Annotated in this window: 15 protein-coding genes; 10 read left to right on the top strand and 5 right to left on the bottom strand. The window is 67.0% G+C overall.

Annotated elements, in window-relative coordinates:
• Positions 1 to 25: 25 nt before the first annotated feature.
• On the top strand, positions 26 to 1,516 hold the full coding sequence (locus tag ACTWP6_RS26145; protein WP_443189200.1) for a sugar transferase: 1,491 nt from the start codon (positions 26 to 28) through the stop codon (positions 1,514 to 1,516).
• Between the two features lie 371 nt (positions 1,517 to 1,887).
• Here ACTWP6_RS26145 and ACTWP6_RS26140 read toward each other — a convergent pair whose 3' ends face one another.
• Entirely contained in the window at positions 1,888 to 3,933 is a 2,046-nt protein-coding gene (locus tag ACTWP6_RS26140) for a hypothetical protein (RefSeq protein WP_443189199.1), read from the bottom strand.
• A gap of 348 nt (positions 3,934 to 4,281) precedes the next feature.
• On the opposite strand from ACTWP6_RS26140, the gene ACTWP6_RS26135 reads away from it, so the two are divergent.
• The 4 genes from ACTWP6_RS26135 to ACTWP6_RS26120 are packed head-to-tail and all read left to right on the top strand — an operon-like array spanning position 4,282 to position 9,152.
• Positions 4,282 to 5,541 (top strand): hypothetical protein, encoded by a 1,260-nt coding sequence (locus ACTWP6_RS26135; protein ID WP_443189198.1) that lies wholly within the window; start codon positions 4,282 to 4,284, stop codon positions 5,539 to 5,541.
• Positions 5,538 to 6,656, top strand: a complete 1,119-nt coding sequence (locus tag ACTWP6_RS26130; protein ID WP_443189197.1) for a glycosyltransferase — start codon at positions 5,538 to 5,540, stop codon at positions 6,654 to 6,656. The genes ACTWP6_RS26135 and ACTWP6_RS26130 overlap by 4 nt, the downstream gene beginning before the upstream one ends.
• Positions 6,649 to 7,815 (top strand): hypothetical protein, encoded by a 1,167-nt coding sequence (locus tag ACTWP6_RS26125; RefSeq protein ID WP_443189196.1) that lies wholly within the window; start codon positions 6,649 to 6,651, stop codon positions 7,813 to 7,815. Before ACTWP6_RS26130 ends, ACTWP6_RS26125 begins: the two co-directional genes overlap by 8 nt.
• Positions 7,815 to 9,152 carry an O-antigen polymerase gene (locus ACTWP6_RS26120; RefSeq protein ID WP_260757680.1) on the top strand — a complete coding sequence of 446 codons (1,338 nt, stop codon included), beginning with the start codon at positions 7,815 to 7,817 and terminating at the stop codon, positions 9,150 to 9,152. Before ACTWP6_RS26125 ends, ACTWP6_RS26120 begins: the two co-directional genes overlap by 1 nt.
• Here the strand turns inward: ACTWP6_RS26120 and ACTWP6_RS26115 are convergent.
• Together ACTWP6_RS26115 and ACTWP6_RS26110 are read right to left on the bottom strand one after the other, a co-directional pair.
• Positions 9,133 to 10,485 (bottom strand): glycosyl hydrolase family 28-related protein, encoded by a 1,353-nt coding sequence (locus ACTWP6_RS26115; RefSeq protein ID WP_443189195.1) that lies wholly within the window; start codon positions 10,483 to 10,485, stop codon positions 9,133 to 9,135. The genes ACTWP6_RS26120 and ACTWP6_RS26115 overlap by 20 nt on opposite strands.
• Entirely contained in the window at positions 10,482 to 11,630 is a 1,149-nt protein-coding gene (locus ACTWP6_RS26110) for a glycosyltransferase family 4 protein (protein WP_443189194.1), read from the bottom strand. Before ACTWP6_RS26110 ends, ACTWP6_RS26115 begins: the two co-directional genes overlap by 4 nt.
• Before the next feature lie 154 nt (positions 11,631 to 11,784).
• Between ACTWP6_RS26110 and ACTWP6_RS26105 the strand changes: the two genes are divergently transcribed.
• The 4 genes from ACTWP6_RS26105 (at position 11,785) to ACTWP6_RS26090 (ending at position 17,083) form a co-directional block, all read left to right on the top strand.
• The gene (locus tag ACTWP6_RS26105) at positions 11,785 to 12,462 is read left to right on the top strand and encodes a GAF domain-containing protein (protein WP_443189213.1); all 678 of its coding nucleotides are present in this window, start codon (positions 11,785 to 11,787) and stop codon (positions 12,460 to 12,462) included.
• Between the two features lie 263 nt (positions 12,463 to 12,725).
• Positions 12,726 to 14,147, top strand: a complete 1,422-nt coding sequence (locus ACTWP6_RS26100) for a sugar transferase (protein ID WP_443189212.1) — start codon at positions 12,726 to 12,728, stop codon at positions 14,145 to 14,147.
• A gap of 888 nt (positions 14,148 to 15,035) precedes the next feature.
• On the top strand, positions 15,036 to 15,683 hold the full coding sequence (locus ACTWP6_RS26095) for an undecaprenyl diphosphate synthase family protein (RefSeq protein ID WP_443189193.1): 648 nt from the start codon (positions 15,036 to 15,038) through the stop codon (positions 15,681 to 15,683).
• A 2-nt stretch (positions 15,684 to 15,685) separates the two neighbouring features.
• Positions 15,686 to 17,083 carry an NAD(P)/FAD-dependent oxidoreductase gene (locus ACTWP6_RS26090; RefSeq protein WP_443189192.1) on the top strand — a complete coding sequence of 466 codons (1,398 nt, stop codon included), beginning with the start codon at positions 15,686 to 15,688 and terminating at the stop codon, positions 17,081 to 17,083.
• Positions 17,084 to 17,088: 5 nt separating this feature from the next.
• On the opposite strand, the gene ACTWP6_RS26085 is transcribed toward ACTWP6_RS26090, so the two are convergent.
• The gene (locus ACTWP6_RS26085; RefSeq protein WP_443189191.1) at positions 17,089 to 19,641 is read right to left on the bottom strand and encodes a glycosyl hydrolase family 28-related protein; all 2,553 of its coding nucleotides are present in this window, start codon (positions 19,639 to 19,641) and stop codon (positions 17,089 to 17,091) included.
• 597 nt (positions 19,642 to 20,238) lie between these two features.
• Between ACTWP6_RS26085 and ACTWP6_RS26080 the strand changes: the two genes are divergently transcribed.
• Complete coding sequence (locus tag ACTWP6_RS26080) at positions 20,239 to 20,757, top strand: PH domain-containing protein (protein WP_443189211.1); 519 nt, start codon at positions 20,239 to 20,241, stop codon at positions 20,755 to 20,757.
• Positions 20,758 to 20,793: 36 nt separating this feature from the next.
• Here ACTWP6_RS26080 and ACTWP6_RS26075 read toward each other — a convergent pair whose 3' ends face one another.
• On the bottom strand, positions 20,794 to 21,678 hold the full coding sequence (locus tag ACTWP6_RS26075) for a YncE family protein (protein WP_443189190.1): 885 nt from the start codon (positions 21,676 to 21,678) through the stop codon (positions 20,794 to 20,796).
• Between the last annotated feature and the right edge of the window lie 31 nt (positions 21,679 to 21,709).

The raw sequence follows: 21,709 nt of genomic DNA, 5'->3' as shown, positions 1-21,709 counted from the left end.
AGGGGGAGATCATGTGGGGGGATAGATGACGGCGGTAAACGATCAGCTGGTGGCTCCAGCAAACATCGTTCCGATACCAGGCAAGATTCCGACGTGGCAACAAGGCTATGCACTGCGCCTCGTGGCGATTGACTTCATCGGCGTCATATTGGCTGTCGGGCTCGCGCACTGGTTGCGCTTCGGAGCAACCACGGAGGCAGTAGCGGCCTACGGCGGTGTGGACTACACGGTCGTCTCGGTCGGGATCGCGGTCATCTGGATCGCCGCGCTGTCGATCAATCGCTCGCGCTCACCGCGGGTCATCGGGTCCGGTGCAGAGGAGTACCGCCGCGTCTGGCTGGCGACCCTCTCGGTATTCGGCGGCGTCGCGATCATCTCCATGCTGTTCAAGCTGGAAATCGCCCGCGGGTATCTGATCATCGCACTGCCCGCCGGCTTGCTGTTCCTGGCTTTGGGCCGCTGGATCGCTCGTCGCGTCGTCATCCGCGCTCGCCTGAAGAATGGCAGCTGCATCACCCGTGTGCTGGTGGTCGGCAGCCCGTCCGCCGTCCGCGACCTCACCAAGTCCCTTGCCCGCGAGCCGGGCTCGGAGTACCAGGTGGTCGGGGCCTGCATCCCCGGTCCGATGCACCGGCCCAAGGTCGACGTTCCCGGCGTTGGATCGGTGCCCACCTTCGGTGACGAATCCGACGTCGTCGACGCCGTCCGCATCACCGGCAGCCACGCCGTCGCCGTCACCGCCACCGAGCGCCTCGACGGCCGCGGTATCCGAGATCTGTCCTGGGAGCTCGAAAAACTCGACATCGATCTGCTCGTCTCGCCCGGCGTCGTCGACATCGCCGGCCCGCGGCTGCAGATGCGACCCGTCGCCGGCCTGCCGCTGATCCACGTCGAGAAGCCGCAATACAACGGTGCCAAGCGTTTTCAGAAGCGCTTCTTCGACATCGTGTTCTCCGGCACCGTGCTGCTGCTCGGGCTGCCCATCCTGCTGGTCGTCGCCGCCGCGGTGAAGCTGACCAGCCGGGGCCCGGTCTTCTACCGCCAGGAGCGAATCGGTCTGGACGGCAAGCCGTTCCAGATGATCAAGTTCCGCACCATGGTCGACGGCGCCGACCAGATGGTCGACAAACTCGCCGCGCTCAACGAGAGCGAGGGCGGGGTGCTGTTCAAGATCCGCCAGGATCCCCGCGTCACGCCGGTCGGGCGCCTGCTGCGCAAGTACAGCATCGACGAGCTGCCGCAGTTCATCAACGTCCTCAAACGGGACATGAGCGTCGTCGGCCCGCGCCCGCCGCTGGCGCGTGAGGTGAAGACCTACGACGAGCACGCCATGAAGCGCCTCCTGGTCCGCCCCGGCATCACCGGCCTGTGGCAGGTCAGCGGACGCTCCGACCTATCCTGGGAGGACTCGGTGCGCCTCGACCTGTTCTACGTCGAGAACTGGTCGATGATTTCCGACCTGCTCATCGCCATCAAGACGGTCAGGGCGATGCTCAGCCACTCGGGCGCCTACTGACGATCGGATTCGCCGGCGGCACACGCACTCCCGCCGCCGGCACCGCGAATTACCTCGCCTTTGTGCAGCATTGGTGTATTACCGGCGAATTCTGATCACCGCTAAAGGGCGACCGTTACTTTCGCACACTTCGACGACTGATGGAACAGCCACGCCTCGGGTGCGCGTGGGACGGCGGGTAAACGCGCATCGACAGCTCTGTCGCCGCCCATCCGGTACGTCAGCGACCCTGACGGCGGTACCGTTGGCGCGCTGGGGGTCTACGACCCAAATCGAAGGTTTGGGGTGTCGGCCACCGGCAGATCCTCGGCGACCTCGCCTGGTTGCCACCGAGCGGATGTTGGCCGGCCGCCCTACGGTGACGCTGACCGCTAGGGTTGCGGGTCGGCCGGCGCGGCTGTGCTGCGACGCCGCCACCACAGGGCGGCGCTCAATCCGAGGGCGACGACCACGATTCCGGCGCCGATGACAGCCCACGCGACGCTGACGGTGGTCTGCTTCTCAGCGACAGATGGTGCCACATCAGAGGTTCCGGCCAGGTTCGTAACCTCGCCCGCGGCCCCGGCGGCGATCACGTCCCCATCCAGGCTCGACCAGCCGTCGGGCAGCCGGTCGATGTAGCCGAACAGCGGCTCTACCAGCGACCACGCACCCGTCGTCGTAACCAGCACGACCGTCCTGTCCCGGGGCGTGTCGGCGAACACCTGGATCGACGCCAACCCGTTGGCGATGTCGGCGCGCAGCTCCCTGCTCACATCCACCTGCACAGTCGAGCCCTCGCCGCCGATCGGCGGGCGCAGCGACGTCGCCTGGACCGCCGCCGAATTCGCCACGATCAGCGCCCCGGTACCGGCGTCGGCCGCGGCCTTCACGTCAACGACGCGCGGCGTCAACGCCGTTCGGGTCCGCTGGGCGATGTCGGCCACCACCCGGGCCGCGTAGTTCAGCTGATTCGGGCTGCCGCCGTCGAGGGCGACCAGAAACTCGGGGCTGAACTCCGACGGCACCGCACCGAAGCCACCCGGGGCGGGGCCACCGCGACGCATCGTCAGCGTCGACGCCGGGTCGAGCTGGAACCTCATCGGAGCGATGGTCGGGCTGCACAGCTGACGCGGGCTGAACGTCAGACCGAACTCGAAATTGATGCGCTGTCTGAGCAGTTCGCCGGGAACGTCGAAGACGGTGTCCACCCGACCGGTGCGGTCCAGCGCAACGCTGTGTACCGCTTGGCCGTTCACGCTGACCATCGCGCTGGCCGAGTCCATGTCCGCGACCGGGGTGTGGGTGGCCAGCAGATGTACCTGCAGGCTTTCGACGCGACCGTCTCCCAATGCCGAACGGTCCACTCCGACGGTCAGATCGGCGGTCCTCAGCACCTCCCGTTCGCCGCTGATGCCCAACTGGCGGAACGTCATCTCGTCCGGATCGGCGCTCTCGGCTGCGCCGACCTGGTCCACGCGCGCGGACGGGGCCTGCGCCAGCGACTGCAAGCGGTCGGCGACCAGCGCGGCCTGGTTGGTGAGTTCCTCGCCGCGGCCGGTCACCATGAGGAACACGTCGGTCCTGTCGGGGTTGACCACTTCGAGTCCGGCGTCGCCGTTCTCGACCACCACAGAGCGGGTGAACTGAGGTGACGCCGGGGGCGTCGCGCCACGGGGCTGGCTGACGACTGTGATCGCCGGTGTCTGCGGCCGGTACATGCGGGCGACAGCGGAGGTCAGCGCCAGCACCGCCTGCTGTTCGGCGTCGTCGGCATCGATCGGTGCGTAGATGGTGAGCCGCTGCAGCACCGGCGGAAAGAATGTCGCGATCGTGGTGGGCGCTGGTTCGGCCCCGGCGAACAGGGCGCTGAGATCGCTGAGGACAACCCGCTCGCCGAGCCCGCACCGTTGCTCGGGGGGAAGCGCGGCCTCCCGTGCGGTGAACGACAGCCCCAGCGTCGAATCGCTGATCTGCGCCGCCGAGATGTCGACGTCGAACGGCACCACGGCCTGGGCCGGCGTCACCGCGGGAAGGTCCACTGTCCCCAGAACGGTGCCTCTGCGATCGGTGATCTCGACGAATCCCGCACCGAAATCCACCGGCGCGTGGATCAGCCCGCGCAGCCGTCGCGGCGTGAAACCCGACTGCACCGGGAGCGTGAAATCCTGGTTGACGTTGGCGCCGACCAGTGTGACGTCGGGGGGAAGCCCCAGCGCCGTCCATGGCAGCAGCACCTCGCCGTTGCCGGTCGGGTCGGCGTTGAGCGGTTCGGCGCCGGCGACGCCGGGGGCGGCGAACGCCATCACCAGCAGGGCCGACAGCAGGGCGCCCAGCGCGCGACCAATGATGTTGTGGCTCTTCGGTGATCCTGATCCGGGTTGCATCGCGGCCTCGTCCCCGACGGTAGTGATGGCGCGATCGACCGCAAGAGACACTGCCGCTCCAGTTTCCGGTGGTTGGGCTTCGAGAATCTCATCCCCGGCGTCGGACGATACCGGCAAAACCGGGTACTGCGGTGCAGAACGCGCCCCGCGCAAACCACTCAACCGCAAACCCGCGTGCCATACAATCAAACCCAACTTCTACCGGGGCGGGCAATCATTCCTTTGCTGAAATCGCAGTCCCGCGACAAGTGTGTGAACAGCCCTACGTATTGAGCCGCAACGATCTTAGCCGCGCCGGCCCGCGAATCGAGGCTTCCGGCCGGCAAATCGCCCACGGCTATCTACCATGGATGACCGCAACAGGTTCAGGGACGGAGCGCCACAGAGTTGTCTGACAACGTGTCGAAAGTGCCGGCGTCCGCGGCCGCGCTGATCTCCGCAGTGGAAACCCGGGTCATGATGACCAAGCTGACTCTCGGTGCGCTCGTCGGACTGTGCGCTGGGGCGCTCATCGGCGGGCTCGCCTTCGGTGCCCTGACCTCTGACACCACCGCCACGGCGTTTCTGCGGCTGCAGAACCCGGCCGACCTGACCGCGATCGCCGGCGGGGCCAGCCAGGTCACCCCCGACAACCAGGACAACACAGCGACTTTCGTCTCCGGCGAGATCGCCTACATGACCGGGGAGGGCTTCAGTCAGGCTGTTGCCAGGAAGATGGCGATGGACGAGCCCGCCGAACTCATGGTCGCGCAGGCCAGTGAGTCGGCCATGGTCACGGTCAGCTACAGCAGCAGCTCCCGCGACGACGCCATCAGGACCGTGCAGGCGGCCATCGACCTGTACGGCCAAGAGCTCGACCAGCGCGTCGACGCGCAGCTGCGCTCCATCTTGCCCACGTTGTCGGAGTGGCAGCGCAATGACACCGACCCGACACGGGCGCTCGAGATCCAGCGCGTGCGCGAGAGCGTCGAACTGCAGGCCGCCGCGGCGAGCGAGTTGCTGGTGGTGCAGCCACCGACACCGAACCATCCCAGTTCCGCGCAGTGGCTGATCGGCGCCATCCTGGGTGCGCTGGTCGGTGGTTCATGTGCGATCGCGCTACTGCTCGCCCGGCGACGCCGTGCGGGGCGCGGCTCGGTGGTGAAAACGCTGACCGGAAGCGTCGACGGGGTGCTGCTGCCGGCCGTCGATCTCGACCTGCCACCACGCGAGGCCTGGACCGACGACCAGATCCGCCTTGCCCGCGCGCTGTACTCCCAGTGCCGGGCCTCTGGATCAAATGAGGTCATCCTCGTGCTCGGCGCATCGCCGACGTCAGGGTCATCGGTGGTGGCGACGCTGTTGGAGTTCGCGGCCGCCGAGAGCACGCCGGCCGCGGCGAGCATCTCAGGGCTGCACGCCGCGCCGTCCTCGACGGAGCCGGTCACCACCCGCATCGTGCACGGCGGCGCGGTCGGCGACCCTTCGCTGACCCCTGACGTCATCGCCGGCGCCACCACCGTCGTCGCCGTTGCTCAGATCGAAGGCGACACCACAGCGCAGGTGCTGATGCTGCGCTCGGCGATCGCTGCTGCCACCGCACCCACGTTCGCTGCGTTCACCGTGCGGCGACCGTCGGCCCGTTGGCTGAGGCGCCGACGCGGGGGGAGCGCGCAGTGAGAGTCGCGCTCGTCCATGAGCGGCTGACCGAGATCGCCGGCTCGGAAAACGTCGTCGCCGAACTGTCCCGGCAGTGGCCCGACGCGCCGGTCACCATCCCGATCGTCGACCGGCGCGTCGACGCGTCATTCTCGGCCCAGGTGCAGACCGGCGCGTTGTCTTCGGCTTACCGGGCGGCGCGCTACCGCAGCTATGCGCCGCTGCTGCCGCTGGTGCCGGCGTGGTTGCGGCGCCGGGACTTCGGCTCGGCGGACGCGGTGATCATCAGCCACCACTTCGCTGCCGCCGCGGCGGTGCATGCTGCCGTGCCCAGGCCGACGATCGTGTACGTCCACTCGCCGGCGCGCTGGGCGTGGGACAAGGCGATGCGCGCCGAGGAGGCGTCGTCACTGCCCGGCCGCCTTGCCCTGGACGCGCTGTCGGGGCTGGCGATCAGGACCGAACTGGCCGCCGCGCCGAAGATGACCACCATCGTGGCCAACAGCACCGCGGTGGCTCAACGGATCAAAGACCACTGGAACCGCGAGTCGCAGGTGGTCCATCCGCCCGTCGACGTCGACTTCTACCGGCCCGATCCCGGCCAGACCCGCGGTGACTACTTTCTGCTGCCCGGCCGGTTGGTGTCCTACAAGCGCCCCGACGTCGCGATCAGGGCGGCTGTGCGGGCCGGGGTGAAGCTGGTGGTCGCCGGCGCCGGCCGCGACGCGGCCAAATGCCAGAAGCTCGCCGAAGGCGGAGACGTCGTTTTCCTGGGCCGGGTCTCCGGCGAGAAGTTCCGCGACCTCTACCGCGGTGCCAGGGCGATGGTCATGCCGGGAGAGGAGGACTTCGGCATCACCCCGGTCGAGGCGATGGCCTGCGGCACACCGGTGATCGCGCTCGGCGTCGGCGGCGCGCTCGACAGCGTCGTTGACGGCGTCACCGGAACGTTCGTCACCGGTGCCGACGACGCCGAGGTGGTCGGGCGCTTCGCCGAGACCTTCGCGACATTCGACACCAGCGGCTACGACCCGGTCCGGATCAGACGGCACGCCGAGACGTTCTCACCGGAGACGTTCCGCCGCAACATGTCCGAGGTGGTGGCAGAGACGCTGGCGGCCCGCCGCGATGGCTGACAGCAAGCATCTGCAGACCGCCGTCCAGGTGGTCGCCGGTCTTGCGCTGAACGTCTTCCCAGCGATCTTCATCGCCATCTACGCCCGGATCGCGCCCATCGAAACCCAGGGTTTCCTCGCGCTGTCGCTGGCCGTCGGGGTCTACGTCGCGCAACTGGTCAACGCGTTCGTCGTCGAGGGCCGGCTCGCCACCCCCGACGCCGAAGGCGACCCCGGCCTGCCAGGGTGGGTGGTGGTGCTCGCGCTGTGCGCCGCAGCGCCTCTGGTGATCGGCCCCGCGGTCGCCTCGTCTGCGGTACTGATGGGCAGTTCCATCGGGGTGATGACCGGTCTGTTGATGTCGCGGTCGATCGGCGTGGTGACAGGCCAGTGGAAGCGCGAGGGTTTCGGCGCGACGCTGCTGGTCGTGGCCAGCGTGATCGCGCTGTGGATGGCCACCGAGCACAACCCGCACGCGGTGCAGGTGCTCGCCGTCGGCGCGTTCCTCGCCGTCCTGGTGCGGTATCAACCGCGAAAAAGCATGCCGAACATGGGCTTTCCGCCCGACGTCCGCAGGTCCGGGTGGGTGACCGCGGAGACCGCGGTTGTCGGCGCCGTCCAACCGGCCATCACCTCACTGCTACTCGTGATGGTCGGGCCTGCCGCGTCGGTGACCTTCCGCGTCATCTCCACCGTCGCCGGCGCGGTCGAACCGATCCTGGCCTACGGCAGATACCGGTTACTCGCCCACGGGCATCGCGGCGAACTCCGCCCCTTCGTCGTCGTTTTCGTCGTCGGTATGGTTGCCGTGCTGGCCGCGGCGTTCGGCGGCTTCGGCAGCCTGGTGTTCGGCCCGGCATGGGACGCCGTTGGGGTAGCGGCCCTGCTGTTGGCCGCGCTGTGGAAGGCCGTCATGCTCGTCTCCACGGTCCCGTTCGCCGCGCTGCGCAAAGCCGGGAAAACGGTGCTGGTGTTCTGGATTCGTGGCGCCAGCACCGTCGTCTACCTGGTGATCAGCGTCGGCTTCCTGCTGCTGTGGCGATCCACCGAGGCGATCTTCGCCGCGTTCGTCGTGGCCGAGATGATCACCGCCGTCGTCTACCACTTCGCCGCGGTCAAGGGCGCACCCGACTATGCCGACTCCTTCGGACTGCGCCGGCAAGGGGAACGGTCCCGCTGATGACCCTCACCGCGCCCGCCGACACCTTCCTTGTGCGACACGGCAACACGTCCTCCCGCGCCCCGGCATGGTTCACCCCCGCGACCTTGCTGTTGGCCCCGGTCGCCATGTCGTTCTTGGCATGGTTCGGACTGGTCGCACGGCAGAAACTCGGGACGGCCCAGACCGCGTCCGAGGCGCTGACCGGATTCTCGGCCCCCGCCGCGGTGAGCGGGCGCGGCATCGCGCTGCTGGTGCTGTGGTACTTCGCGATCGTGATGGTGTCGATGGTCGGCTACTGGTGGGGCACCCACCGGTCCCGACCGCTGACCGGAGCCGACCGCACCAACACTGCGGGCTTCGAACGACGCTACTTCTTCTTGATCCTGGCCGCCGGCGCGGTCGGGGTGCTGTATTCGTTCTGGAAGGTCGGCGGTGTTCCGGCGATCATCGCGTCGCTCAGCGAGCAGACCGCCAACGACTTCAGCAATGCCCTGTCCGGTTTCGCGGGTCCCCAAACCCTGCGCTACGCCACGATTCTCGCCGCGCCGCTTGCGGTGTACCTGTGGCGCAAGAAGGTGATCGGCTGGCCCTACATGGTGGCCGGGGTGCTGCTGCTGTTCGCCAACGCGATGATCGCATCCCGGCTGTCGCTGTTGATGGCGTGTGCGGTGTACCTGGCGGCGTGGGTGCGCGGACGGGTACACCGCGAACCGGGCACCGGATCACCGGTGCGGGCACTGATCGCGGTCGCACTGATCGCGGCCACCGGGTTCGGTCTGCTCACGGTACTCAACTACGTCCGCAACGCCAACTACTACCGCGAGGCCGGGATCTCGAACCCGATCGAGATGAACGTGTACCAATCCGGGGCGTATCTGGCTGTACCGGCGCAGGTTTCACTGGGTATGGCCGACGCGGTGGGCCGGGGCGCCTGGGAGAACCCTGGCGGCGCGGCGGAATCTCTGGCGGCCGTGCAACCCACGTTTCTGCAGTTCAACAAGATCGCCAAGGACGACAGCTGGAAACAGGCGTCGGTGTACGGCTATTCGGTGACCTTCGCCGGGAACTTCTTCACCAATTCGGTGTTCGCCGACACCTACGCCGAGTACGGCGCCTGGGGCTGGCTGTACACGATCCTGGCCTACGGCGTCGCCGGCTACGCGTTCGCCCGGATCTTCAGCCTGAGTCCCGTGATCGCCGCGTCCGCGGGGGTGGTCGGATACTGCTTCCTGGAAGTATGGCGCGTGCAGATCCTGATCTACGGCATCGTGATCTTCCTGCTGTTACTCACCGCTGCGGGCGCAGTGGTGGCGTCGAGGCTGGGACCGCCTGCCGCTAAGGCTGCTTCACGCTGAGACGGTCGACAGTCAAGCCGCCGGCATTCACGGTGTCGAACGCCGTCACCGGTTCGGTGTGCCGGATCGAGACGTCGGCCAGGGAAATGTCGCGGGCGTTGCCGATGCCGACCCCGCCGTTGCCGCCGGTCGTGGACGCCGAAGAAATGCGACAGTTGCGTAGGCGTAGCCCGCTGACCCTCCGGTCGGTCAGTGACTCGGCCCGCACTGACCAGTTCTCACACCGCTCGATTCGCACGTCGTCGACGGTCACATCGAACTCGGTGAAGCGGGGATCACCGGAAGGCCCCGGCCGGGCCAGCAGGTGAAGCCCCATGTTGCAGTCGGTCGCCGTGATATCGGCCAGGCGCACCCCACGGCTGGCGACGTAATCCCAGCCGGCGTCGGCGCCCGGTTCGGCGGAGTCGACCATCACGGCCGCGCCGGCGCGCGCCCCGTGGACAGCCAGCCCGGTGAGCGTGGCGCGGTGGACGCCGGCGATCCGGACGCCGTTGGCCCTGCCGCCGGTGACATGGGCGCCGTCGATCGTGAAATCGGTATTGGACCAATCCGTCAGGGCCGGGAACGCGAACGTCGACGAGTCGGTGTCGAACAGCGGTTCGTCGGCGTAGTACGTGACGAGCGCCAGCCCGTCATCGCCGGTGTCCGCGGCGCGGTAGTCCTCGATCCTGGCCTGTCGGCACGCGTTGAAATGCAGGCCGTCGGCCCTGGTGCCGGTGACCCGCAGCCCGGTGACGGCGATGGCAGCAGCTCCCATCATGATGACCCCGGCTTGCGGGCTGCCCTGCACCACGCAGTCGGTCAGGGTGATCCCGTTGACGGGACCCGGCCACCCGCGCGGCGCCGTGGCGAAGCTCGATCCTTCGACCACGGGGCCGCCCACTACGCGGATACCGTCGCCGAGCGACCGCCGCGCGTCGTGCGCCCATCGAATCCTGACGTGGTGCAACAGGATCCGTGAAGCCGGTCCGTGCACCAACACGGCGTGACCGGCACCGGCCCCGGTCGGGTCCAGGTTGTCCATCAGAAGCTCGGCGCCGGGATCGAACACGACCGCGACGTCAGAGACGCCGGCGACGACGATCGCCGCGTCGCGCCGAGTCCGGTGCTGTGCGAATCGGTAGGTGCCGCGGGGGAAGTGCAGCGTGCTGTGGGGCCGCAGGGCGGCGGCGGCAGCCTGGATGGCCCGGGAGTCGTCGGTGACGCCGTCACCCTTGGCGCCGAACTCCCGCACGTCGAGGACGGCGTGCCGCTGCCGGTGGTCGGGCAGCGCCACACCGGCAGCGCCGGCCGCCGCGGCGCTGATCAGAAATGTGCGTCGGGAAATCCTCACGGCGGGCCGGCGGTGAGGTCGGCACAGATGGCATCGGCTGCCGCGGTCGGGCGGAGCTGCTGGCGTGCTTTGACGTAGGCCAACCCGCGCTGGGCGAGATCAGCCCGGGCCGCGTCGTCAGAACAGTAGGTGTGGATCAGCGCGGCCAGCGCGCCGGCATCGTGCGGGTCGAAGAATTCGGCGCCGGCACCGCAGGTTTCGCGGACGGCCGGAATGTTCGAGGCCACCACGGCGGTGCCGGACGCCATCGCCTCCAGCGGCGGCAGTCCGGCGCCTTCATACAGTGACGGCATCACCAGCAGCTGGGCCGAGGCCACCAGCGCCCGCAGCACCACGAAGTCCAGTTGCCCCATCACGACCACGCGCTCACCCATGTCCTCGGCCAGCCGGCGGACCCGGTCGTCGGCGGTGCGCAGCGACGCGCCACCCCCCGCGATCACCAGCTTGTGCGGCAGGACGTCGGCCAGTGTGGAGAACGCCTCCAGCACAAGCGGGAGATTCTTGTGCCGCTTGGTGTTTCCGACATACAGCACATACGGGCCCGTCACAGGCGACAGGGCCGGGTCGGCCGGTTGAAACCAGATCTCGTCCACCGGAATAGGGGTCACGAGCGTCCGAGCAGACTTCTCGATCCCTCTCAGGGTCACGGCGGTCGCTTCCGACGGGGTGAAGATGCGCCGGCACGAGCGCGCATCGGCGCGCAGCATCGCGCGGGCGTACGCGCGGCGGGCGCGGTTCTGTCCGCTGATGTCCTCGGGCAGCAGATGAATGATGTCGTGCACGGTCACGTAGGTGAGCATCCGGCGGTTGCCCGCCAGCATCCTCGCCAGCGGATACGGATAGTGGGGCAGCCACACCGCGCGAGGCCGCGTCGCCGCGAACGCCCGCCGCCAGACCCTCTGTTCCGCCGCCGAATACATCGCCGCCGACGCAGGTTCCGCGTGGACCAGCTCGGTGCCGGGCCCTAGAGCGGGCGCGGTGTCCGGATCTGCCAGAACCGCCAACGAGACTCCGTGCCGGTCTGCGGCCTCTTCGAGTGTCGGAAGCTGCGTGCGGATGTAGGTGCCGATGCCGCTCTGGCGGACATGCCGGGCGTCGAACAACACGTCCACGCCGTGTTTGCCCTGGGTTCGGGCTTCGACCACAGGCTCCTCCTGATCCTCAGCGGTGCAACCAAGGTTACGGGCCCGCCCCAGAAAGGAGGATTAACGGGCCCGTCGATATGTGCAGGGCGTCACAGTCCGTTACCGTCGGTGTGTGAGCACGTTTCTCTCCAGGTTCGACGATTCCCTCAATCGCATGCTCGAGCGGTGTGCGCGGGAAGCCGGGGAAGACGTCGACGCCTACGTCGCCCGCGCCGTGGGGGCGCAGATGGTGGCTGACCTGACGCGCGCCGAGGACCCGGTGACCAAGGATCTGTTGGTGCACCTCTCCGAGGCAGGCGTGTTCGCGTCGGACGCGATGCCGGATGTCTCGGCCGCCGTGCACGACCCGGAGCGGCTGCGGGCGCTGTATGACACCGGGCTGCTCGACTCGCCGCCCGAGGCGACCTACGACCGAATCACTCGCGCTGCAGCCGACGCGCTGGACGCGCCGTTCGCCGCGGTGTCTTTGATCGACGTGGACCGGCAATTTTTCAAGAGCTCGGTCGGGATGGGCGGCGTGGCCGCCGAGGAAAGGCAGACGCCGCTCGAAGACTCGGTGTGTCAGTACGCCGTGGCAAACAACGTGCCGCTGATCCTCGAGGATGCAAGGACGGATCCTGTGTTCAAGCACCATCCGGTGGTGCAAGCCGGTGCCGTGATCGCCTACCTGGGGATTCCGCTGGCCGACCGCGCCGGACACGCGATCGGCACACTGTGCGTGTTCGACAACAGGCCACGCCTGTGGGGCACTGGCCATGTGCAGATCATGACCGACCTCGCGCAGATCGTCGCCGAGCGGGCGTTCGCTCCCGAACCCGACCGACACCGCTGATTCGCAGGGTCACAGCAACGTTTCATCCTATTGCTGTGATTCCCACATTGGCAAAGTCGGATGCCACGCGTTCGAATTCACTGCGTCTACTCCTCAGCACACTTAGAGTGGGGTTCAACGGATCGCTTTTTCGGGGGACTGAACACGTGCAACCAGGCGTGAAGACTGCGAGTCGTGAGCGCGCTGACGGGGCTGCCGCTCCGCGGCCGGATGTGTCGGAAGAGGCCGTACGGCACGAACCCTCCGAGCTGTCCGGGTGGGTGATGCGGCTGCGCACAGACCCGTGGTACTCGGTACTCACGGTGGGGCTCGACATCCTGGCTGCGTCGTGCGCGGTGCTGCTGGGGCAGTGGGCGGTCGCCGGCGATGTGACCGCACGCAACATCGCGCTGTACTCGTGGGTGTTCGTTCCGCTGCTGCTCATCGTGCTCGCGTCGCGGTCGCTCTATCGACGGAACCTCAACAGGAGCTTCTTCGACGACTTCGAACCGATCGAGACGTCGGTCGCGGTGTCGACGTTGACCGCGATGGCGCTCGTGATCGTGTTGGTGCCACCGTTGGCGGCGAACGAGCCGGCGGGTGCGTACGTTCGCCCCAGCGAATTATTCGTCAAGATATGGGTGTTCGCCGCCGTTCTCGTGCCGTTGCTGCGCCTGGTGCGGGCGATGGTTCAGCGGTACTACCGCCGCAAGTACCACACGGCGGCTCCGGCGCTGATCATCGGTTCCGGGCCGATCGCCCACCAGCTCATCACCCGCATGCGGCAGGTGGCCGATTACGGTCTGCGCCCGGTCGGCGTGCTCGACGGGCAGCGTCCGACGGATGCCGAACTGCTCGACGTGCCGTATTTCGGCCCACCTGACAGCGTCGACATCGCGGCGCGCGCCACCCGCGCCGAAGAGCTGATCGTGGCACCGAGCGCGCTGCCCGAGGAGGAGTTGACCCGCGCGGTGAAAGCGGCGCAGGGACTCGGTCTGCAGGTGCGCGTGGTGCCGCGGGTGATGGATGCCGTCAGCGTCGGCTCCTTCATCGAACACCTCGGCGGTATCCCGTTGATGATCCTGAGCCACACCGACCCCAAGGGGTGGCACTTCGCGGTCAAACACGCCTCAGACCGGGTGGTCGCCGCCTTCGGGCTGCTGCTCATCTCGCCGCTGTTCCTGACTCTCGCGATGCTGGTCAAACTTAGCTCTCCGGGCCCGATCTTCTTCGGCCAGGATCGAGTAGGCCGCGACGGCAAGGTGTTTCAGTGCCTGAAGTTCCGCAGCATGCGCCCGGCCGATCCCACCGCCGCCGCGTTCACGCTGAGGGACGGCGCCGCGCCGGGTGGGGTGGAAGGTGAGGACCGGCGCACCTGGATCGGCAAGATCATGCGCAAGACATCGCTGGACGAACTGCCGCAGTTGGTCAACGTGCTGCGCGGCGACATGAGTCTGGTAGGCCCTCGCCCCGAACGCCCGGAATTCGTCGAATTGTTCGAGATGCAGATCCGGCGCTACGGCGAACGGCATCGGGTGAGGGCCGGCATCACCGGCTGGGCGCAGGTGCACGGCCTGCGCGGCCAGACCTCCATCGCCGACCGCGCGGAGTTCGACAATTACTACATCGAGAACTGGTCGGTGCGGCTGGATTTGAGAATCATGCTGTTGACCGTGCTCGCCGTGTTGCGTCCTACCGAGGACTGAGCCGGCTTTCTGTGTGCCACCCGGCGTAGGCGGCCGACGTGGTGAGAGTCAGCCGGCCCGCCGTGACCGGCGGCCGGCGCTTCCTCGGCGCCACCGGCCGCGGTGTCGGTGGTCTCGGCGGCAGCCAGATCCGGTTCCGGCTCCGACGAGTTCGTCGTCGGAGAAATCTCGGTCTGCGTCCGCGATCTCGGTGCTCGGCCCCGGTCTGTTGACTGCGGCGCGGTGGTTGTCACAGGTTTTTGGACATCGTTTGCTGTGGTGTCGTCGTCCCGGTCAGTACGTCGACGCTGTCTTCAGGTGTCTTCGCGGCCTCTTGATCGTCGACCTCCGCATCCACCGCACCCAGGATGCATCGTCAGCGTTCTGCTCTTCGCTGATGTCACCGCACCCGGTGTTCTACGCAACGTCGTGGGCCGTGGCGGCGTTCGACGTCGCGTCGGGCGCATCCGGTCGTACGTTCGGCTGACGGCTTCTGCCACGTTCCGGTATCTGATTCTGCGACAACAGGAATCGACAACAACGCCGTTTCGATCGCCTGCGCCACAGTGAGCGCACCGACGCGGCCGCGATGATCGGAGTTCCGCACGATCCCCCGGGTTCGGCAAACTTCACCTCGGCGGTACTTCAGTTCCTGTGCCGGAAACATGCTTTTGCCGCAAAGTATTTCGCAATACGGATAGCGCGGCGTCGCGGTTGTTGTTTGCTGTGGTAGCCCGTCCAGGCGCTTGGTAACGAGATGGCGTCCGGGTTAGCCGGCCACGCGTTCGGGCTGGTGGCTGACCGTGAGTTGGCGTGCGGCGGGCCTGGTTCTCGAAACCGTCGCGGGACGGATGTAAGTTCAGTTACCTTTGCTGCGGGGTGGTTAGGAGTTTGGGGGAGTTTGTCGCCATGAAACCCGCGCACGTGGGGTTGATACCGGACGGTCTGCGGCGGTGGGCCGACGCGAACGGCGCGACGCTGGCCGACGCGTACCGGCTCGGCGCGCAGAAGGTTGTCGAAATCCTGCTCGTACTGCAACGCAACCTCGTGCAGACCGTCACCGTCTACAACCTCAGCCGGGCCAACTTGGGGCGGCCCGGGCATGAGCTGGACGGCGTGTACGCCGCGTCGGCGTTCTTCTTCGCCGCGCTGCTGCCGAAACACTTCGATCCCGCCGTCGTCGGCGTCCGCATCCACGGCGACCTCACCCTGTTGCCACCTGAACTGGCCGCGGCGGCGCGCGCCGCCGAAACCGCCATGACCGGCGACGCCTTCCGCATCAACATCCTGCTCGCCTACGACGCCGCCGAGGAGCTACGTGCCGCCCATCAGCGCGCCGTCCGCGAAGGCTGTGACATCACCGAGGCGTTCTCCATCGGTGAGGTCGATCTCGTCATCCGCACCACCGCCGAGCCGCTGCTCAGCGGATTCCTGCCGCTGCAGAGCCAGTATGCCCAGCTGCGGTTCCTCGACACCCCGCTCAACGAATTGACCGCCCAGCACATCGACGACCTCGTCGACGAGTACCGGCGGTTCCCGCGACGGCGTGGAACGTAGCGATGACCACGAGGAACCCGATCATCATCGGCGCCGGGCCTGCCGGGCTCACCGCCGGGCTGGAATTGGTCAACAGGGGAGTCACCCCGCGGCTCTACGAAGCGTCGGCCCACCTCGGTGGGCTCGCGCGCACCCCGACCGACGGCGACTGGCGCATCGACCCCGGCGGGCACCGGTTCTTCACCCGCAACGAGGACATCCTCGATCTGTGGAAATCGCTGCTGCCCCACGATGAGTGGCTCGCAGTCGGCCGGCGCTCGGCGATGTTGGTCAGCGGGCACTACGTCCGGTACCCACTGCTCGGGCGAGACCTGTTGACCCAGATGGGGTATCGGCGCGGCGCCCGCGGCCTGAGCAGCTTGCTGTGGTCAAGGCTGCGGCGCAACTTCCGCATCAACGACCGCCCGTCGGAGAACTTCCGACAATGGGGCATTGGGGAATTCGGTCGCCATTGGTATGAGATGTTTTTCGACGGCTACGTCCGCAAGACCTGGCTCACCGAACCCGAAGAGCTGACCAGCGACTGGGCCAACCAGCGCATCAAGCCGATCGGCTGGCGGCGCGGCCACGACTCGGATCCCGCCTCGCAGGACGTCTTCCGCTACCCCCGGCTCGGGCCCGGCCAGCTCTGGGAGGCAGCCGCGGCGGCACTGACCGCCAACGGCGCCGCCCCGGTGCTCAACGCCCCGGTCACCGGGCTCCGCCACGACGGAGCCAGCTGGACCGTGCGACTGGCCAACGGGGACAACGCAACCGGCGACACCGTGTTCTCCAGCATGCCGCTGCGGCTGCTCATCGATGCGCTGGAACCCGCACCGCCCAGGCACATTCGCGCCGTCGCCGCCGCGCTGCGGCACCGGTCGCTGATCACCGTCGCCGTCGCGCTCAGGCAGTCCCACGACATCCCGTTCAACTGGGTGTACACCCCCGGCAAGAACTTCAACGCCGGCCGCATCCAGAACTACGGCCGCTGGTCGGCCGATCTGACCCCGGCCGACTTCGCCGGTACCTTCCTCGGCTTCGAATACTTCATCGCCCCCGGCGGCGAGCTGTGGAACGCCGACGACGCGCACCTGACCGATCTGGTCCAGAAGGATTTGCGCGCACTCGGCGTCGGGGACGCCGGCATCGAGAAGGTGATGATCGTGCGTTCGCAGTTCGCCTACCCGATCTACGACCCGGCCCGCGACCGCAGCGTCGTGCGGATCCGCGAATACCTGCGGCGGCAGCATCCGTCGCTGTATCCGATAGGGCGCAACGGAATGCACCATTACGACAATCAGGACCACGCCATGCTCAGTGCGCTGCGCAGCGTCGCCCAGTGCTTCGGCGAGAACGTCGACCCGTGGCAGGTCAACACCGACATCGGCTACCACGAGAGCGGTCTGCTACGGAACTGAGGGGGTCAGGCCGGGCTCACGTCGCCGTAGGTCGCTGAGCGCCACTGCGGCTGCGCTTCGCCCCCATGCCACCAGGAGGCGTGGAGGGACCAGTTCTGCGGTCCGTAAGGACCGCCCTGAACCACGATGTGTGAGTCGGTGGCGTCGCGATCGCTGACATAGGTGATGGTGCCGACGTAGACGTTGCTGCCGGCGATGCCGTCCTGCGGATTGCCGCCACCGAGTTCCACTGCCCACCAGGTGCTTCCGACGTGATCGTCCATTGTGACGACGGTCTCGGTGATGTCGACGTCGAACACCTGCAGCAGTCGCACCCCATACCCTCCGCCGGCGCCCCGCGCGGGCAGGTGCGCGGTGATCGTGGTGAAGGACGCGTCTTTGACGCGGAAGAGCTCGACGGCCGCGCTGTCGGCACCCGACGACGACACGTCGCCAAACTGCACCCCGGCGATGTCCTGGATCAGAATCCGGCCAGGTCCCTCGAGGCTCATACCGTCGATCGTCAGATTCGACGAGGGGAGGTCGGCGGCGCTAAGGTGGCTGCGCATCTGCGCCGCCCCCAACAGGTTGATGTCGGCCTTATGAGCGGAGACCAGGCGGAGGCCGTCGATCACCGCGTTCTGCAGCGATGCCAGCAGGATTCCGCCGTTGCCGCCGAGATTCGGTCCATCGTCGTCGCCGGCGGTCTCGGCGTAGATGTTTCGCAACGTGACGCCGGCGAATTTGCTCGTCATCGCGGCCGGTGTCTCCACCGCCAACGACCAGTTCTTTGCCCCGTGGATCGTCACGTCACTGATGACCACGCCGGAGAAGTTCCACCATTTGGCGTCTTCAGTGCCGTCGATGTTGTTCGTCGCCAGGACCACGCCGGTTTGGACGTCGACGATCGTGACGTCGGAGATCCGAATATCGCGCGACGCCAGACTCGTCCAGTCGCCAACGTGGGATGCCTTGGCCGAGTTGACGTGGAAACCGAACTCCTTGTCGGTGACGGTGACATCGCTGATGGTGATGTCGTATCCGCCCTGCACGCGGAACCCGTTGGCGCGACCGCCGGTGACCGTGATGTCGCTTGCTACCGAGCCGCCGTTGTTCCATTCGCCGAGGACGCCGAGGTTGAATGGGCCGTCGGTCGGGCCGTACGTCCACGGCTGGCTTTCGTGGTAGTAGGTGACGAATGCGAGGCCGTCGTCGCCGGTGTTCTGTGCGACCAGGCCGTTGACCGTCGCCCGCCGGCTCGCATTGAAATGCAGTCCGTCAGCGAGGGTTCCGATGGCGGTCATGTTCGTCACCGTCACGTCGGAGGCGCCCATCACCACGACCCCGGACTGCGGCGTGTTCACGATGCGTGCGTTGACGATGGAGACGTACTCGACCTTGCCGGTGGAGCCGGTCCATACCGGCGGCGGTGCGGTATCGGACGGCCACCCGAGTATGGAGATTCCGTCTCCGAAGCTGCGCGCCGACGGCCGGGTGACCCACTCGATGGTCGGGTTGAGGATGGCCACGTGAGATGCCGCGCCTTCGACACGCAGGCCGTGGCTGGTGCCGTGCCCGTTGGTTGCCAGATTGTCCATGAGCAGCTTGGCGCCGGGGGCGAACTCCACGGTGACATTCGACAGTCCCTTGAGCAGGATCGCGGCGTTGCCGGCCGGGTGCTGCTGGGCGAACCGGTATTGTCCCTCCGGAAAGTACAGGCGCGCATTGGAAGTCAGGGCCGCCTCGGCGGCCTTGATGGCAGCCGAGTCATCGGTGACGCCATCACCGACCGCGCCGAAATCTCTGACGTTGATCGTGGTGCCCGTTTGGGACGTGGTCTGCCACACCATCGTGGACCCCGTCGAGGCGGCCGCTGCGTCGAGCCGACGGGCGCACGCCAGCAGCGCCAACGCGATGGGCGAGTCGGCGTGGCGACGTTCGTCTGTGATCCCCAGCGCGCCAAGCAGTTTGGTCATGAACCCGACGGTCTTGTTCATCGGGGCGGCAGCGTCCTCAGCAGTGAGTTGAGTGATGTTGGTGTGCGGCACGTGGTCATCGAGTTGTGCAGTCGGCTCGGCAGTGGAGACGGCGCCACCGACGCCGGAAGCCTCCGGCAGCTCAGCAGTGAGGTCGTCGACGTCGCTCGCTTCCGGCGCCGCGATCTGTTCGGTTCCGGCGTCCCCGGTGTGAGTGCCGTCTGCATGGGTGGGCGGCTGGAACGTGTCCGAGGCGCTGCTGTCGACGACGGGGGAGGACTTGCCGCCGTCCGCGTCAGCGCCGTGGTCGGCATCGCTCGCCTCGCCCTCGGTGATGTCGGGATCCGCACCGTCGGCCCAGCCGGCATCTGACTCGTCATCGACGCCGTTATCCGTGTCGACGTCGTCGATGCCGGTGTCATCCGCGACGTCGGTATCGGGTTCATCCTCGGCTTCGCCGTCGGGATCGTCTTCGGCCCCACCGTGGTCGGCCGGAGATGCTTCAGGAACTGTCGATGTGCCGGCCGCGGTCGAGGCCGTACTGCCGACCGAGGAATCAACGGCCGACGATTCGGCTCCGGCGGCCGCGTGGCCGGTGCTCATAGCCAGCCCGATGCCTGCAGCGATAACCACGCCACACGCTTGGCAAACCCGGTTGTTCATCGCGGGCGACCCCCCCATCAATTTTCGCTCGCGTCATGGAGCCATGATTATGGCAGCTAATACCCCATTCGCCAACCCGGCGCGGGCCGAGCCTACTCAGGTTGGCTGCTTGTATACAGCAAAGCCGTATGCCATCGGCCGCGTAAGCCGCTCGTATGCCGTGGATCTCGCTACAGCAAGCTGAACCCGGTTGGTTTTCGAGTTCACCAGAAAGGAGGCTTGGAGGCCGATCATCGCCTAGAGCACGGGGATTGCGAAGATACGATTTTTGCTGGAACTAGCGCTTGAAGAGCGACGCGAGCCAACGGGCGATGTCGGGCCGAAATCGCAGGCACTCGCACATGCCGCAATCCGAGCCGGGGCGAAAGTGCTCGTGAGCGGAGCGCTCATGCCCGCACCTGCAATCCACGAGGGAGAATTTACGCCGTCCACCACTGATCCCGGGGTAGCTACACGGAATGCCGCCGAGTTCGCCGATCCTGCGGCAGTGGGGCCGAAGGTGCCGCCGTCGTGGCCGATCCCCAGTACAGTGCTGCCGTGGGTTATCCGGAGAACGTGCTGGCCAAGGACGAACACGTCGTCCTGCATCGCCACCCGCACTGGGGGCGGTTGACCATCCCCGCGCTCGTCCTGATCGTCGCGTCGGCGGCCGCCGCGTTCGTGGCCGGCTACGTCAACACCCTTGACTGGGAGCCGAACGCGAAGAACATCGTGTTCGCCGTCATCGCGGCGATCTGGCTGATTCTCATCGGGTGGCTGTCGATCTGGCCGTTCCTGAACTGGTGGACCACCCACTTCGTCATCACCGACCGCCGGGTGATGTACCGGCACGGGCTGATCACCCGCTCGGGCATCGACATCCCGCTGGCGCGGATCAACAGCGTCGAGTTCCGGCACGGCCTTGTCGACCGGATCTTCCGCACCGGCACGCTGATCATCGAATCCGCCGCCCAGGACCCGCTGGAATTCCAGGACATCCCGCGCGTCGAGCACGTCCATTCATTGCTCTACCACGAGGTTTTCGACACCCTCGGCACCGAGGAGTCCCCGAGCTGACCGGGGCTCCGACGGTCGGCCTCGGCCGACCTCGAGTCAGCAGGAGGGTGAGCCGAACCAACCGCCCACGTTGTATCTGGCGTAGTCGAACGGGATGTTCCAGATTGCGCTCACCCCGCCGTACCGGTCGGTGAAGCGTTTCGCTTCCGACGGGCTCATTTGGTCGGCATTCTTGTGGAACATGCACTGTGCGCGGAAGTTGAGGAATTTCTCGGATTCCTCGTTACTCAAAGGCAAGACGATCGAGATGATGGCCTTGCCGATCTCGATCGCGGCGGCGGCCGGCTTCGGCAGGATTGCGGTCACGACGTCGGCGATACCTGTGACGATCCGTGGCAGATCCCCTCTTGTGACGCCTTCCATGATCGATGTCACGCCGTCATTCAGCGCCTTGAAGCGCAGCAAGCCATCGAACCGCCATACCGTCGGAAAGCTGTTCAGCTTCTCGACCATCCGGTCGAGGACCTGGACGATCGCACCCACCGTGGCGAGACCCCGCCATGTGTCCTCGAAGTTCGGATCGCCGACGGTCGTGCTGACGGCATACAGGGTGGCGGCGCCGTTGCTCTTGCTGTCGGCGAGGTAGATGAAGCGTCCGTCGCGACTGAGGGTCATCTCGGACGGTCGTCCCTCGAAATCGACCCGATCGACGATGGCGTGACTGCGGGCATCGATCACCGACATCAGATAACCACCGGCGGTATATGACGTCGTGTAGATATACCTGCCACTCGCGCCGACAACAATGTCGACCATCCCGAGCGCCTGAGGATCGGCCGATCCTCGTATCGTGGTCGCGATGGTGTTGTTGGTCGCGTTGATGATGGTGAGGTGAGCCCCCTGTAGTGGTCCAGTCGTTGTGGGACTCTGTTGCCCGAGTGCTCGGGCAGGAAGAATCAATGACGACATGGCAACGAACAAGCGCCGGCGGCACACTCCGGATCAGATCATC

Origin of the sequence: Mycobacterium sp. 4D054 (assembly GCF_052245755.1) — a bacterium.
Classification (GTDB): domain Bacteria; phylum Actinomycetota; class Actinomycetes; order Mycobacteriales; family Mycobacteriaceae; genus Mycobacterium.
This window is presented reverse-complemented; position numbering and strand designations above follow the sequence as displayed.

Bases quoted from the DNA above. Each gene is read 5' to 3' on its own strand.
- ACTWP6_RS26085 (WP_443189191.1), bottom strand. From the start codon at position 19,641: ATGAGCACCGGCCACGCGGCCGCCGGAGCCGAATCGTCGGCCGTTGAT.
- ACTWP6_RS26100 (WP_443189212.1), top strand. From the start codon at position 12,726: ATGCGGCTGCGCACAGACCCGTGGTACTCGGTACTCACGGTGGGGCTC.
- ACTWP6_RS26145 (WP_443189200.1), top strand. From the start codon at position 26: ATGACGGCGGTAAACGATCAGCTGGTGGCTCCAGCAAACATCGTTCCG.
- ACTWP6_RS26125 (WP_443189196.1), top strand. From the start codon at position 6,649: ATGGCTGACAGCAAGCATCTGCAGACCGCCGTCCAGGTGGTCGCCGGT.
- ACTWP6_RS26095 (WP_443189193.1), top strand. From the start codon at position 15,036: ATGAAACCCGCGCACGTGGGGTTGATACCGGACGGTCTGCGGCGGTGG.
- ACTWP6_RS26120 (WP_260757680.1), top strand. From the start codon at position 7,815: ATGACCCTCACCGCGCCCGCCGACACCTTCCTTGTGCGACACGGCAAC.
- ACTWP6_RS26105 (WP_443189213.1), top strand. From the start codon at position 11,785: ATGCTCGAGCGGTGTGCGCGGGAAGCCGGGGAAGACGTCGACGCCTAC.
- ACTWP6_RS26090 (WP_443189192.1), top strand. From the start codon at position 15,686: ATGACCACGAGGAACCCGATCATCATCGGCGCCGGGCCTGCCGGGCTC.